At 69.4% G+C, this 14,901-nt stretch carries 6 protein-coding genes and 1 tRNA gene; 1 reads left to right on the top strand and 6 read right to left on the bottom strand.

The annotated features are described in order from the left end of the window. Nucleotides 1-129 precede the first annotated feature (129 nt). The 4 genes from ACFV2J_RS37445 to ACFV2J_RS37430 all read right to left on the bottom strand — a co-directional run bounded on the left by ACFV2J_RS37445 (nt 130) and on the right by ACFV2J_RS37430 (nt 10,699). A complete protein-coding gene (locus tag ACFV2J_RS37445) occupies nt 130-984 on the bottom strand; it encodes a helix-turn-helix domain-containing protein (RefSeq protein ID WP_385082787.1) in 855 nt (284 codons plus the stop codon). 280 nt (nt 985-1,264) lie between these two features. After that, nucleotides 1,265-4,000 carry a DNA translocase FtsK gene (locus ACFV2J_RS37440; protein WP_385082785.1) on the bottom strand — a complete coding sequence of 912 codons (2,736 nt, stop codon included), beginning with the start codon at nt 3,998-4,000 and terminating at the stop codon, nt 1,265-1,267. A 213-nt stretch (nt 4,001-4,213) separates the two neighbouring features. Further along, entirely contained in the window at nt 4,214-4,897 is a 684-nt protein-coding gene (locus ACFV2J_RS37435) for a two-component system response regulator (protein ID WP_385082784.1), read from the bottom strand. A 300-nt stretch (nt 4,898-5,197) separates the two neighbouring features. Next, a complete protein-coding gene (locus tag ACFV2J_RS37430; RefSeq protein ID WP_385082782.1) occupies nt 5,198-10,699 on the bottom strand; it encodes a HAMP domain-containing protein in 5,502 nt (1,833 codons plus the stop codon). 364 nt (nt 10,700-11,063) lie between these two features. Here ACFV2J_RS37430 and ACFV2J_RS37425 point away from each other — a divergent pair, with 364 nt between their 5' ends. Then, complete coding sequence (locus tag ACFV2J_RS37425) at nt 11,064-13,811, top strand: SpoIIE family protein phosphatase (RefSeq protein ID WP_385082781.1); 2,748 nt, start codon at nt 11,064-11,066, stop codon at nt 13,809-13,811. Between the two features lie 67 nt (nt 13,812-13,878). On the opposite strand, the gene ACFV2J_RS37420 is transcribed toward ACFV2J_RS37425, so the two are convergent. Beyond that, nucleotides 13,879-13,954: transfer RNA gene (locus ACFV2J_RS37420), tRNA-Thr, on the bottom strand. Between the two features lie 103 nt (nt 13,955-14,057). Next, nucleotides 14,058-14,720 carry a DegT/DnrJ/EryC1/StrS family aminotransferase gene (locus ACFV2J_RS37415; protein ID WP_385082809.1) on the bottom strand — a complete coding sequence of 221 codons (663 nt, stop codon included), beginning with the start codon at nt 14,718-14,720 and terminating at the stop codon, nt 14,058-14,060. Nucleotides 14,721-14,901 lie beyond the last annotated feature (181 nt).

Here is a 14,901-nt window from a genome sequence, read left to right as displayed (position 1 = left end):
CTGGGTTTCGGGTGGGTGTGGTTGGGGTGTTCGGCTTGGGCTTAATCATTCTGTATCCCCACCCCCCCCCCCGGTCGGGGGTTGGGCCCCCTGCGCCCCCCCCCCGTCCCCGCCTGCGCCTTGGGCCCGTTATCCGACGACGGGGTCACCCTTGGTGTAGGTCAGTCGCTCGACCTGTCCCGACTGGAACTGGTCGTCGATCTTCTTGCCGTTCACGTACAGCTGGATCGCGCCCGCGTCGCCGAGGACGAGGTCGATCTTCGTCTTGTCCTGGAAGGTCTGGGACTCGCCCTTCTTGAGCAGGCCGTCGAAGAGCAGCCGGCCGTTGTGGTCCTTGGCCGAGATCCAGCTGCGTCCGTCGGGCGCGCTGACCTGCACGGTCACCTTGTCCTGCGGGGCGGCCGCGATGGCGCTGTCGGAGGGTTCCGGCTTCGGGTCGGCCGGCTTGCTGATCTTGGGGCTGGCCGAGACGGGCGACTTGCCGGTGGTGGGCGTGGACCCCTCGGCGACGTTCGACTTCGCGCCGCCGTCCGAGCTGCCCTTGATCGCGGTGAACCCGACGAAGCCGATCACGGCGACGATCGCCGCGACCATGGCCGCGGTCCAGTTCGGCCCGCGTCGCTCCGGACGGATACGTTCCGCCTCGAAGAGCGGGGCGGCCGGGGTCGGTGCGGGACGGCCGCCGTGTTCGGCGTCGTAGCGTGCCAGCAGGGGCACGGGGTCGAGCTGTACGGCGCGGGCCAGGGTCCGGATGTGACCGCGTGCGTAGACGTCACCGCCGCAGGGGCTGAAGTCGTCCTGTTCGATCGCGTGCACGATGGCGATACGGACCCGGGTCGCGTTGCTGACGTCGTCGACGGTCAGGCCGGCCTCGATACGGGCCTGCTGCAGGGCACGGCCGACCGAGGGACCTTCTTCGTGGTGCTCTTCGAACGGGCGCTCGTCTTCGGGGATGTTGCCGTCAGGGGAGTTGCCGATGGACACGGGGGCGCCTTTCGAGCGTGTAGCCACCTGTGCTGGAGGTTCAGTTTAGGGGGGGTGCGAAAGGGTGGGGCAACCGGGCGGTAGGACTTTGTACGCCATCAGAATGGCCGGTCATCCTGATGTGGGACATGTACCTGTCCCCTCGCTCAACTTGACGTTCGCCGCAGGGAAACGGTTGCCCTGCCGCTCCTCACGGGTGAGTCACGTTCGAATATCAACATGTCGTGTACCCCCTGGTCCCGTGACCGATGCGTCCCGGTTTCCCGGATGGCGGAGTCACTCACGCTCCCGCCTCACCGCGCATCACGGCGAGCACGCCGTCGAGCTCGTCGCCCTTCACCAGGACGTCGCGCGCCTTGGATCCCTCGCTCGGCCCCACGATGCCGCGTGACTCCATGAGGTCCATCAGCCGCCCCGCCTTGGCGAAGCCGACCCGCAGCTTGCGCTGGAGCATCGAGGTGGACCCGAACTGCGAGGTGACGACCAGTTCGGCCGCGGCGCACAGCAGGTCGAGGTCGTCGCCGATGTCCTCGTCGATCTCCTTCTTCTGCTTGGTGCCGACCGTGACGTCGTCCCGGAAGACCGGCGCCATCTGGTCCTTGCAGTGCTGCACGATCGCCGCGACCTCGTCCTCGGTGACGAAGGCGCCCTGCATACGGGTCGGCTTGTTGGCGCCCATCGGCAGGAAGAGCCCGTCGCCCTTGCCGATCAGCTTCTCGGCGCCCGGCTGGTCGAGGATGACGCGGCTGTCGGCGAGCGAGGAGGTGGCGAAGGCGAGCCGCGACGGCACGTTCGCCTTGATCAGACCGGTGACGACGTCGACCGACGGACGCTGCGTGGCGAGCACCAGGTGGATGCCGGCCGCGCGGGCGAGCTGGGTGATGCGCACGATGGAGTCCTCGACGTCCCGCGGCGCGACCATCATCAGGTCGGCCAGCTCGTCGACGATCACCAGCAGGTACGGGTAGGTCTTCAGCTCCCGCTCACTGCCCTCGGGCGTCTTCAGCTTGCCGTCGCGGATGGCCTGGTTGAAGTCGTCGATGTGCCGGTAGCCGAACGCCGCGAGGTCGTCGTAGCGCAGGTCCATCTCCCGCACGACCCACTGCAGCGCCTCCGCGGCCCGCTTCGGGTTGGTGATGATCGGTGTGATCAGGTGCGGGATGCCCTCGTACGCGGTCAGCTCGACCCGCTTGGGGTCCACGAGGACCATCCGGACGTCCTCGGGGGTCGCGCGGACCATCACGGACGTGATCAGGCAGTTGATGCACGAGGACTTGCCGGAACCGGTGGCTCCGGCGACGAGCACGTGCGGCATCTTCGCCAGGTTGGCCATCACGTAGCCGCCCTCGACGTCCTTGCCGAGCGCGACCAGCATCGGGTGGTCGTCCTCGGCCGCGTCCGCGAGGCGCAGCACGTCGCCGAGGTTGACCATCTCGCGGTCGGTGTTCGGGATCTCGATGCCGACCGCCGACTTGCCGGGGATCGGGCTGATGATCCGCACGTCGGGGCTGGCGACGGCGTACGCGATGTTCTTGGTGAGCGCGGTGATCCGCTCGACCTTCACGGCCGGCCCGAGCTCGACCTCGTAGCGGGTGACCGTCGGACCGCGGGTGAAGCCGGTGACGGCGGCGTCGACCTTGAACTCCATGAACACGTTCTGGAGCGAGGCCACCACCGCGTCGTTGGCGGCGCTGCGCGTCTTGCCCGGGCCGCCGCGCTCCAGGAGGTCGAGCGAGGGCAGCGAGTAGGTGATGTCGCCGGAGAGCTGGAGCTGCTCGGCGCGCGGGGGCAGGTCACGCGGCGCGTCGGGCGTCGACTTGGTGAGGTCGGGGACGACGGAGTCGACGGCCAGGGACTCCTGCCTGGGCCGCTTGGCTCCCGGGACGGCCTTGGCGCGGGCGGCCGGAACCGGCGTCGTCTCCTCGTACCCGTCGCGTTCCACGGTGACGCCCTGCGTCAGGTCGGCGACCAGCGGAGAGGGCGGCATGCCGTGCATCACGGCTCCGTCGAGCGCGGCGGCGGCCGCCGCGGCCACGTCCACGGCGTCCATCGGCCGGTTCGGGTCGCGCTGTCGCGCGGCGGCCCGCCGGGGGCTGCGCCGCTTGGTGAGCGCCTCTTCCTCGGCGCTCTCGGGGTCGTAGGCGTCGGGGCCGGCCGGGCGTCTGCGGGAGCGCGCGGGGAGCGCCTCGCGCCACTGCTCGTCGTAGCGCTCGTCGTCCTCGCCGAAGAGCATCTCGTCCGGGTCGCCCTGGACGATGCCGAGCCGCTGTCCGAGCAGCCGCAGCCGCTGCGGGATCGCGTTGACGGGCGTGGCCGTGACGACCAGCAGCCCGAAGACCGTGAGCAGGACCAGGAGCGGTACGGCGAGGACGTCGCCCATGGTGTACGTCAGCGGGGTGGACGCGCCCCAGCCGATGAGGCCGCCGGCGTCCCTTATCGCCTGCATGCCGTCGCTGCGCGCGGGCGAACCGCAGGCGATGTGGACCTGCCCGAGCACGCCGATGACGAGCGCGGACAGGCCGATCACGATACGGCCGTTGGCCTCGGGCTTCTCGGGGTGCCGGATGAAGCGGACGGCGATGGCGGCGAGGAGTATCGGGACGAGCAGGTCGAGCCGGCCGAAGGCACCGGTCACCAGCATCTCGACGAGGTCGCCGACGGGCCCCTGCAGATTCGACCACGTACCCGCCGCGACGATCAGCGCGAGACCGAGCAGCAGGAGTGCGAGGCCGTCCTTGCGATGCGCCGGGTCGAGCCCCTTCGCGCCCCGCCCTATGCCACGGAACATCGCCCCGACGGCATGTGCGAGTCCCAGCCACACGGCGCGTACGAGTCTGTACACGCCCGCGGTCGGGCTGGGCGCCGGCGCGGGTGCGGGCTTCTTCGCCGCGGCCTTCTTGGCGGGCGCCTTCTTGGCGACCGCTTTTTTCGCGGGGGCCTTCTTCACCGGAGCCTTCGTCGGAGCGGCCGCCTTCTTGGCGGGCGGCTTCTTGGCTGCGGACTGACGTGAGGCCATGTGTGTGAGGTTACCGGTGGAGACGACAAGGGACACGTGTGCCCACAGCTTCACCCGATCGTGTCGCCCTTGCGGAGGCCCGGAACTGACGCCGGATCACCGCACACGGCCGCCCCGGAAGGTCCGCGCACGGGACGCCGGCTCCGCGTTCCGCTCATCCCTCTTCGCGGGACCGAGGGCCGGTTCGCGCCACGCCTTGCGCGAGACCGGCGGTCAGTTCTGCGAGGGAACCGACGCCGCCCCGCTGCCCGTGCCCGGCTCCAACGCGTCCAGCGCCCGGCGCAGTCCCGTCAGTTTGCGTTCGAGATGAGCGGCGGTCGCCACCGCCGCCGCGTCCGCCGAGTCGTCGTCGAGCTGCTTGGACAGCGCCTCGGCCTGCTCCTCAACGGCCGCGAGCCGCGCCGACAGTTCGGCGAGGAGACCGGCAGGCTCCTTGGCCGTGCCCAGCGTCGCCTTGCCCCCGCCCTCCAGCTGGAGGCGCAGCAGCGCGGCCTGCTCGCGCAGTTGGCAGTTCTTCATGTAGAGCTCGACGAAGACCGAGACCTTCGCGCGCAGCACCCACGGGTCGAACGGCTTGGAGATGTAGTCCACCGCACCCGCCGCGTACCCTCGGAAGGTGTGATGCGGACCGTGGTTGATCGCGGTGAGGAAGATGATCGGGATGTCCCGGGTCCGTTCTCGCCGCTTGATGTGCGCGGCGGTTTCGAACCCGTCCATACCCGGCATCTGTACGTCCAGCAGAATGACCGCGAAGTCGTCCGTGAGCAGTGCTTTGAGCGCTTCCTCCCCGGACGATGCCCGCACCAGTGTCTGATCGAGCGCGGAGAGGATCGCCTCCAGCGCCAGCAGATTCTCCGGCCGGTCATCGACCAGGAGGATCTTGGCCTTCTGCACCATGGCCCGCCCTCCTCGTCCCGGCAGTGCACCGGGCGCCGCCCCAGGGGACGACTCCCTTGCGCCGTCCGTCCTTGTGCCGGTCATGGTAGCCGCACCCCGCCTGTCGCCACACCCTGTCACCGCGATGTCACTGTGCACGTAGCAGAAACGTAGCGGGAGACCAGAAGGTTCCCCGAATCCCGCCCTTCTACACGGCTTCACCCACAGCCGGTTGTCCGACGTCGGGCGTGCCGCACCGGGCCGCCGACGCGCACGACGCGACGTCCGGACGCGGCCACCGTACAGCGATCCGCGCCCCGCTCACTCCCCGCGCATCCACTGCTCCATCACGGAGAGCAGGTGATCGGGATCCACCGGCTTGGTGACATAGTCGGACGCCCCGGACTCGATGGCCTTCTCCCGGTCGCCCTTCATCGCCTTCGCCGTGAGCGCGATGATCGGCAGTCCGGCGAACTGCGGCATCCGACGAATCGCCGTGGTCGTCGCGTAGCCGTCCATCTCGGGCATCATGATGTCCATCAGGACGACCGTCACATCGTCGTGCTGCTCCAGGACCTCGATCCCCTCACGGCCGTTCTCGGCGTACAGCACCGACAGACCGTGCTGCTCCAGGACGCTGGTGAGCGCGAACACGTTGCGGATGTCGTCGTCGACGATCAGCACCTTCTCGCCCTCGAACCGGATGCCTCCGCGCGGCTGCGAGGCCGTCTCCTGCTGCCCCGCGACCGGCCACTGCTCCTGCACGGGCCCGCCGGACCCGTTCGGCTGCGCCGTGAGCCCGGGACGCGACTCGGCCACCGGCAGCGCCCTGCGGCGCCTCCTGAAGAGCGCGGCGGGCCCGTTCTGGGTCTCCTGGTACGACTTCACCTCGGCCGGCGTCTCGATGTCCGCCCCGGACAGCTCCGCCTCGGAGGCGAGCAGCTCCCCCGCCCCCAGCGTGGGCGCCAGCTGTCCGTAGCCCTGCGGCGGCAGTTCGCTCGGGTGCAGCGGCAGGTACAGCGTGAACGTCGAGCCGCGGCCCGGCTCGCTCTGCGCGTGGATCTCACCGCCCAGCAGACGCGCGATCTCCCGCGAGATGGACAGCCCCAGACCCGTACCGCCGTACTTCCTGCTCGTCGTGCCGTCCGCCTGCTTGAAGGCCTCGAAAATGACCCGCATCTTGCTGGCGGCGATCCCGATGCCGGTGTCGGTCACGGAGAACGCGATCAGGTCGGCGTCGGCGTCCCGCAGCGATCCCGCCTCCAGGAGCTGCTCCCGGATGGCCACCGGCACGTCGGCGCCCGCGGGCCTGATCACCAATTCGACCGCTCCTGAGTCGGTGAACTTCACCGCGTTGGAGAGCAGGTTGCGCAGCACCTGGAGGAGCCGCTGTTCGTCGGTGTGCAGCGTGGCGGGCAGTTCCGGCGACACCCGGACCGAGAAGTCGAGGCCCTTCTCCGCGGTCAGCGGACGGAACGTCGCCTCCACGTAGTCGACGAGCTGCACCAGCGCGATGCGCGTCGGCGACACGTCCATCTTCCCGGCCTCGACCTTCGACAGGTCCAGGATGTCGTTGATCAGCTGGAGCAGGTCGGAACCCGCGCCGTGGATCGTCTCGGCGAACTCGACCTGCTTCGGAGTGAGGTTCGACTCCGCGTTGTCGGCGAGCAACTTGGCCAGGATCAGCAGGGAGTTGAGCGGTGTCCGCAGCTCGTGCGACATGTTCGCGAGGAACTCGCTCTTGTAGCGCATGGAGACGGCGAGCTGTTCGGCACGCTCCTCCAGGACCTGGCGGGCCTCCTCGATCTCGGTGTTCTTCACCTCGATGTCGCGGTTCTGCTGGGCCAACAGCTCGGCCTTCTCCTCCAGTTCCGCGTTGGAGTCCTGAAGGGCCTTCTGCCGGTTCTCCAGTTCGGCCGACCGCTCCCGGAGCTGCTCGGTCAGCTCCTGCGACTGCTTGAGCAGCACCTCCGTCTTGGTGTTGACGGAGATCGTGTTGACGCTCGTCGCGATCATCTCGGCGATCTGGTTCAGGAAGTCCTTCTGGATCTGCGTGAACGGCGTGAAGGAGGCCAGTTCGATGACACCGAGCACGGTCCCCTCGAAGAGCACCGGAAGGACGATGACCTGCGCCGGGGGCGCCTCACCGAGCCCGGAGGAGATCTTCAGATAGCCGCTCGGCGCGTTCTCCACCAGGATCGTGCGCTTCTCCTGGGCGGCCGTCCCGATGAGCGCCTCACCGGGACGGAACGACGTCGGCATCGAGCCCATCGAGTAGCCGTACGACCCGAGCATGCGCAGCTCGTACGCCTCCTCGTCCTCGGCGCTCGCGTCCCTCCCGTCGACCAGCGGCATCGACAGGAAGAACGCGCCATGCTGCGCGGAGACCACCGGCGTCAGCTCGCTCATGATCAGCGAGGCCACGTCGTCGAGGTCCCGGCGCCCCTGCATCAGCGCGGAGATACGCGCCAGGTTGCCCTTGAGCCAGTCCTGTTCCTTGTTGGCGATGGTGGTGTCGCGGAGGTTGGCGATCATCTTGTTGATGTAGTCCTGAAGTTCCTGGATCTCGCCCGAGGCGTCCACGTCGATCTTCAGGTTCAGGTCGCCGCGGGTCACCGCGGTCGCCACCCGCGCGATGGCACGCACCTGCCGGGTCAGGTTCCCGGCCATCTCGTTCACCGACTCGGTGAGGTCGCGCCAGGTGCCGTCCACGTCACGGACGCGCGCCTGACCGCCCAACTGCCCCTCGGTGCCCACCTCGCGGGCCACCCGGGTGACCTCCTCCGCGAAGGACGACAGCTGGTCGACCATCGTGTTGATGGTGGTCTTCAGTTCGAGGATCTCACCGCGGGCGTCGATGTCGATCTTCTTGGTCAGGTCGCCCTTGGCGATGGCCGTGGTGACCATCGCGATGTTGCGGACCTGCCCGGTCAGGTTGGACGCCATCCCGTTCACGGACTCGGTGAGGTCCTTCCACGTGCCGGCGACTCCCGGAACGTGCGCCTGGCCGCCGAGGATGCCGTCCGTACCCACCTCACGGGCCACCTTGGTGACCTGCTCGGCGAACGAACTCAGCGTCTTCACCATGGTGTTGAAGGTGTCGGCGAGCTGCGCGACCTCGCCGCGCGCCTCGATCGTCACCGTCCGGGTCAGGTCGCCGTTGGCGACGGCCGCCGCCACCTGCGAGATGTTCCGCACCTGCATGGTCAGGTTGTAGGCCATCAGGTTGACGTTGTCGCTCAGGTCCTTCCAGATGCCCGTGACCCCGGGCACCCGCGCCTGACCGCCCAACTGGCCCTCGGTGCCCACCTCGCGGGCCACCCGGGTCACCTGCTCGGCGAAGGACGACAGCTGGTCCACCATCGTGTTGACGGTGGTGACCAGTTCGAGGATCTCGCCCTTGGCGTCGACGGTGATCTTCTTGGACAGGTCGCCCATGGCGACGGCGGTGGTCACCTCGGCGATGTTGCGCACCTGGATGGTCAGGTTGTTCGCCATGAAGTTCACGGACTGCGTGAGGTCCTTCCAGGTGCCCGAGACACCCTGCACCTCGGCCTGGCCCCCGAGCCGGCCCTCCGTACCCACCTCACGCGCCACCCGCGTCACCTGCTCGGCGAAGTTCGAGAGCTGGTCCACCATCGTGTTGAGGGTGTTCTTCAGCTCCAGGATCTCGCCGCGCGCGTCCACGTCGATCTTCTGCGACAGGTCACCCCGCGCCACCGCGGTCGCGACCTGCGCGATGTTGCGGACCTGTGCGGTCAGGTTGCCCGCCATGCCGTTCACGGAGTCCGTCAGGTCGCGCCACACGCCCGCGACACCCGGCACCTGCGCCTGACCGCCGAGCCGGCCCTCGGTGCCCACCTCACGCGCCACCCGGGTCACCTGGTCCGCGAAGGCGGAGAGCTGGTCGACCATCGTGTTGATGGTGTTCTTCAGCTCCAGGATCTCGCCGCGCGCGTCCACGTCGATCTTCTGCGACAGGTCACCCCGCGCCACCGCCGTGGTGACCTGGGCGATCTGCCGCACCTGCGAGGTGAGGTTGCCCGCCATGAAGTTGACGGAGTCGGTCAGTTCCTTCCACGTACCGGACACGCCGTCCACCCGGGCCTGCCCGCCGAGCCGGCCCTCCGTGCCCACGTCCCGGGCCATCCGCGTCACCTGGTCGGCGAAGGACGACAGCTGGTCCACCATGGTGTTCACGGTGTTCTTCAGCTGGAGCATCTCGCCGGAGACGTCGACGGTGACCTTCTGCGACAGATCACCGTTGGCGACCGCCGTCGTCACCTGCGCGATGTTGCGGACCTGCCCGGTCAGGTTCCTGAAGGCCGTGTTGACGGAGTCCGTCAGGTCCTTCCAGGTGCCCGCCGCGCCCGGCACCTGCGCCTGACCGCCCAGTTCACCCTCGACACCGATCTCCCGCGCCACGCGCGTGACCTCGTCACCGAAGGACGACAGCTGGTCCACCATCGTGTTGACGGTGTTCTTCAGCTCCAGCATCTCGCCGGCGACCTCGACGCTGACCTTCTGCGAGAGGTCACCGTTGGCCACGGCCGTGGTCACCGCGGCGATGTCCCGCACCTGGGTCGTGAGGTTGCGGAAGACCGTGTTGACGGAGTCCGTCAGGTCCTTCCACGTGCCCGCCGCGCCCGGCACGTTCGCCTGCCCGCCGAGCCGTCCCTCGCCACCGACCTCGTTGGCCACGCGTGTGACCTCGTCCGCGAACGTCCGCAGCGTCTCGGTCATCTGGTTGATCGTCTCGGCGAGCTGCGCGACCTCGCCGCGTGCGGAGACGGTCACCTTCTGCGACAGGTCACCGTTGGCGACCGCCGTCGTCACCTGCGCGATCCCGCGCACCTGGGCCGTGAGGTTGCCGGCCATGAGGTTCACCGAATCGGTGAGGTCCTTCCACACGCCGGCCACGCCGGGCACCTGTGCCTGACCGCCGAGTTCGCCCTCGGTGCCCACCTCGCGCGCGACCCTCGTCACCTCGGAGGAGAACGAGGAGAGCTGGTCCACCATCGTGTTGACGGTGTTCTTCAGCTCCAGCATCTCGCCGGCCACGTGGACCGTGACCTTCCGGGACAGGTCACCCTTGGCGACCGCCGTGGTGACGAGAGCGATGTCACGCACCTGGGCCGTCAGCCGGTACGCCATCGTGTTGACCGAATCCGTGAGGTCCTTCCACGAACCGGACATACCGCGCACCCGGGCCTGGCCGCCCAGCTTGCCCTCGGTGCCCACCTCGCTGGCCACCCGGGTGACCTCGTCGGTGAACGTCGACAGCTGGTCGACCAGGTTGTTGACCGTGCGCCCGACCTTGAGGAACTCTCCGCGCAGCGGATGCCCGTTGCCGTCCGCCGCCTGGGCCCGCAGTTCCATCCGGGGCGACAGATCGCCCTCCGCCACCGCGGACAGCACCCGGCCGACCTCGGAGACCGGCCGTACGAGATCGTCGACGAGCGCGTTCGACGCGTCGATCGCCGCCGCCCAGGAACCCTCGCAGGCGCCCGCCTCCAGCCGCTCCGTGAGTTTGCCCTCCCGCCCGACCATCCGCCGCACCCGCGACAGCTCACCCGTCAGATGCAGGTTGCGGTCGGCCACCTCGTTGAAGACCGCGGCGATCTCCGACATCACGCCGTCGCCGGAGACCGTGAGGCGCTTGCGGAAATTACCGTCCCGCATGGACACCAGGGCGGCCAGCAGCCTGTTCAGGGCCGCCGTGTCCACCTCGGTGGTGCCGTTGCGCGGCGCCCGCTGGTTGTTCAGGGACTGTCCGTCTTTTGCGCGCGTCTTAGTGCCCCGCGTCGCTGCGCCAGACTCCACTGTGTCCCTCCCGCAAGGGTCGACCATTACTGCTCGGCGTACTGGGATACTGCTGCTCGGCGAACCGGAAGGCCCTCAGCCTGCCGGGACCTTCCCACTGGAGCCTGCCCAGTGTTTCACCCCTGCTGAACCAGGCCATAACAGTTCGGCAGCTTCGCACATCGTCCGCACACGGTCCGGACGCGGACCACAGGACCCTCCGGAGGGAAACATGGCCCCTCTCCGGGCGGAAACACTGGTGACCGGCATCCGCACGGACCGCGAAGGTAAGTAACCTTGCATGCGGCTGTCCAGCCACACCGGTCCGTCCGGCCTGGGCGGTGGCACGAGAACGAGCGGGCAGGTATCGGAGGGGCACCGCACCATGACCACCGGACTGCATCCTGGGGGACCGCCCCAGGATCCTCGGCCGACAGGGAACCAGGCGCTGCCCCAGCAGGAGCAGGTCGGCCCAGCACCGCTGCACGCCGACAACCGGACAAGGAGTTCTGTGATCACCGCGCGCGCGGCCGCCAGCTTCGACCCCGTGGGACGTTCGGTCGCGACCGCCCGTTCCTTCGTCCGCGACACCCTCCAGGGCTGGGGCTTCGCCGACATCGTCGACGATGCCGTGGTCCTGACCAGCGAGCTGGTCACCAATGCCGTCGTGCACGCGGGCACCTCCGCCGACGTCCTGTGTCTGCGCAGCGACGAGGGCGTACGCATCGAGGTGGCTGACCGCTACCCGGAACGCGAGATTCCACTCCAGGCGTCGGCCGTGAACATGGGCAGCCCCGACCGCGAGGGCGGCCGCGGCCTCCAGCTCTGCGCGGCGCTGGCCGGCCACTGGGGCGTCGAGTACTCGCCCACCCACAAGCAGGTCTGGTTCCAGCTCGACCTCCCCGAGCGTCCGGTGGGCACCCGCACCGCGGGCCCCTCCCTCCCCGCCGAACTCCTTCCGCTCGCCGACGGCCGGGTCCGCGTCGCGGTCGTCCAGATCGACCGCACCGGCTCCATCTCGGCGTGGAACGAGGACGCCGAGGATCTCTTCGGCTACGCCGGCGAGCAGGTCACCGGCAAACCGCTGACCGACCTCGCGGCCTGGCCGCACACCCCGGGCACCAGCACCGGCATCGTCGAGGCCCTCCAGCTCTCGCGCTGGGAGGGCAGTTACGGCATCCGCGCCGCCAGCGGCCGCGTCATCCCCGTCTACGCCTCGCACCTCCGGGTCCGTGACACGGGCGGCGAGCCCTCGACCGTCTGCCTCCTGGTACGCGACCACGAACGCGCCGTGCTGCAGACCCCGTTGCGCGCCTCCGCCACGGACACGACGACCAGCTCCGAGGGCCAGGCCACGGACCCCTTCGAGGTGTTCATCGGCTCGCCGGCCCCCGACGACCTGGACGGCCTCCTCCAGCGCACGGTGGAGCGCGCCCGCGACATGCTCGACGGCGACTCCGCCTTCCTGCTCCTGGCCACCGACGACGAGACCGAGTTGGAGGTCCGCGCCTCGACGGGCCTGCCCTCCGCCCGCCAGCGCTTCGCCCGCGTCCCTGTCGAGGCCGGCCCCGGCCGTTACGGCTCGGCCCGGATGCCGGCCGTCCACGAGGACCTGTCGGTCGTCCCCGGCGCCGTCCCCCTGCTGGGCGGCACCGGCATGCGCTCGGTGGTCACGGTCCCGCTGAAGGTCGAGGGACGTCTGACGGGCTCGCTCGGTGTCGCCGCCGAATCGCCCGCCAGATACTCCAACGAGGAGGCGCTGCGCCTCCAGTTCGCCGCGGACCGCATCGCGCTTGCGGTGGAGTCGGCCCGCCTGGGCGAGCTGGAACGCCTGCGGCGCGGCTCGCTCTCCTTCCTCGTGGAAGCGTCCGACCTGCTCGCCGGCACTCTCGACCGGGACCAGACCCTGGCCCTGATGGCCCAGATGACCGTCCCGACCCTGGCCACCTGGTGTGCCGTGTACACGATCGCCGACCAGGCCTCGGACCCGTATCTCTCCTACGTCCTGCACGAGGACGAGGAGCGCATCGACGGCCTCAAGGCGCTGCTGTCGAAGATCGCCCCGCCGGACCCGGTCCCCACCCCGGGCGCCCGTGTCTGGCCTGCCCCCGCCGAGGCGGCCCATCAGGCGGCGCTGCGCACCTCCATGCGCAGCCTGGGCCTCGGCGAGCGCTCACCGGTGAGTTCCGGCATCGGCACGACGCTGGCGACGGCCGCGGCGGTCGGGGGCGAGACGGTTGTTCTGCCCCTGGTGGCCCGCAACCGGGTCATCGGGATGCTGACGCTCGGCAAGCCGTCCGACGAGCACTTCCGGCAGGAGATCCTGGAGCTGGCCGAGGATCTCTCCCGGAGGGCCGCCCTGGCCCTCGACAACGCCCGCCTGTACTCGGAGCGCACGGCGATCAGCCAGTCCCTCCAGCGCAGCCTGCTGCCCCCGGAACTCCCCCACATCGAGGGTGTCGAGGTCGAGGTCATCTACCGCGCGGCCGGCGAGGGCAACGAGGTCGGCGGCGACTTCTACGACCTCTTCCCGATCCGTGACGGCGCCTACGGCTTCGCCATCGGTGACGTCTGCGGTACGGGCCCGGAGGCGGCGGCGGTGACGGGTCTGGCCCGGCACGCGCTGCGGTTGCTCGCTCGCGAGGGCTTCGGCGGCCCGGCGGTCCTGGAGCGGCTGAACTCGGCGATCCTCGACGAGGGCGCCCGCAGCCGCTTCCTGACGCTGTTGTACGGCGAGTTGTGGCCCCAGGAGGACGGCAGCGCCGTGCTGAAGGTCGTCTGCGCCGGCCATCCGCTCCCGCTGCGTCTGCGCCAGGACGGCACGGTGGAGGCGGCCGCCGAACCGCAGCCGCTCCTCGGCGTCATGGAGGACCTGGAGCTCTACGAGCAGACGGTCACCCTCGATCCGGGCGACGTGCTGTTGTGCGTGACGGACGGTGTCACCGAACGCCGCGAGGGCACCCGCATGTTGGGGGACGACGGTCTGACGGACGTCCTCACCACCTGCACGGGTCTGACGGCGGGCGCGGTGGCCGCCCGTGTGATGCGCGCGGTGGAACGCTTCGCCTCCGACGCCCCGTCCGACGACATGGCGATTCTGGCGATGCGGGTACCGGGCCTTCAGGTGGACTGAGTCGAGGGCACACCTCGTCGAGAGCGGCAAAAAGGCCCCGCCCGGAAGGGCGAGGCCTTTTCTGCTGTGGAGCCCCCCAACGGAATCGAACCGTTGACCTTCTCCTTACCATGGAGACGCTCTGCCGACTGAGCTAGGGGGGCCGGTCACCTTTTCGAGGTTTCCCTCGCGGCGACGAAATAGATCATACCCCGAACGGAAGCGTGCTCCTAACCAGTCCTGTTGACCCCGATGAGGCCCGTCGGATCAGAAGGCGGGCTGCAGGAGACCGCCGAGCGCGTTGCAGGCGGAGACGATCCGCTGCATCTCCCGCTTCGTCAGCGACGCGTCCACGGGCAGCGCGAGCGTCTCGTCGGCGGCCCGCTCGGTCTCCGGGAGGTACACGTCCCGCCGGAAGCCGGTCATGCGGTGCACGGGTGTCTTCACCGGTACCCGGCATTCGACTCCCCGCGCCCGTACGGCCCGTGCGAAGGCGTCCCGGTCCGGCCGCCCGTTGCCCGGCACCCGCACCACGTACTGCTGGTAGGTGTGTCCGTCGCCGCCGGCCGGTGTGCGCACGCCGCTCAGCCGCCCGTCGAGGTAGGCGGCCCGTTCCCTGCGCTGCGCGATGTCCTCGTACGGCGCCTCGGACTCGGCCAGTTCGAGGACGAGGAGTCCGTGCCGTTGTCCGAGGTCCCGCAGTCGCACCATGTCGGCGGACCGCCCGAAGCGGTGGACGACGACGACGGCCGCGGACCGTGCGGTCACGGCTGCCTCGACCGCGCCGGCGTCGAGGCAGTAGGTCGCCGGGTCTATGTCGGCGAAGACGGCCGACGCCCCGGCCTGGGTCACGGCCTCCGTGACTTCGACGTTGCCGAACGCCGACACGATGACCTCGTCACCGGCTCCGACACCCGCGGCCCTGAGCATTGCAGCAGTACCCATGACGCGGATGCTGGTCGCGCGAAGTGAACGCCAAGTGACGCACAACAAAAAAGAGCTGGTCCCCGAACCGAAGTTCGGGGACCAGCTCTTTCAATATTAGTTCGGCGGCGTCCTACTCTCCCACAGGGTCCCCCCTGCAGTACCATCGGCGCTGTAAGGCTTAGCT

The organism is Streptomyces sp. NPDC059668 (assembly GCF_042734135.1).
GTDB lineage: Bacteria > Actinomycetota > Actinomycetes > Streptomycetales > Streptomycetaceae > Streptomyces.
Note: the sequence above shows the minus strand (reverse complement) of the source record. Positions and strands in the feature narration are given on the sequence as shown.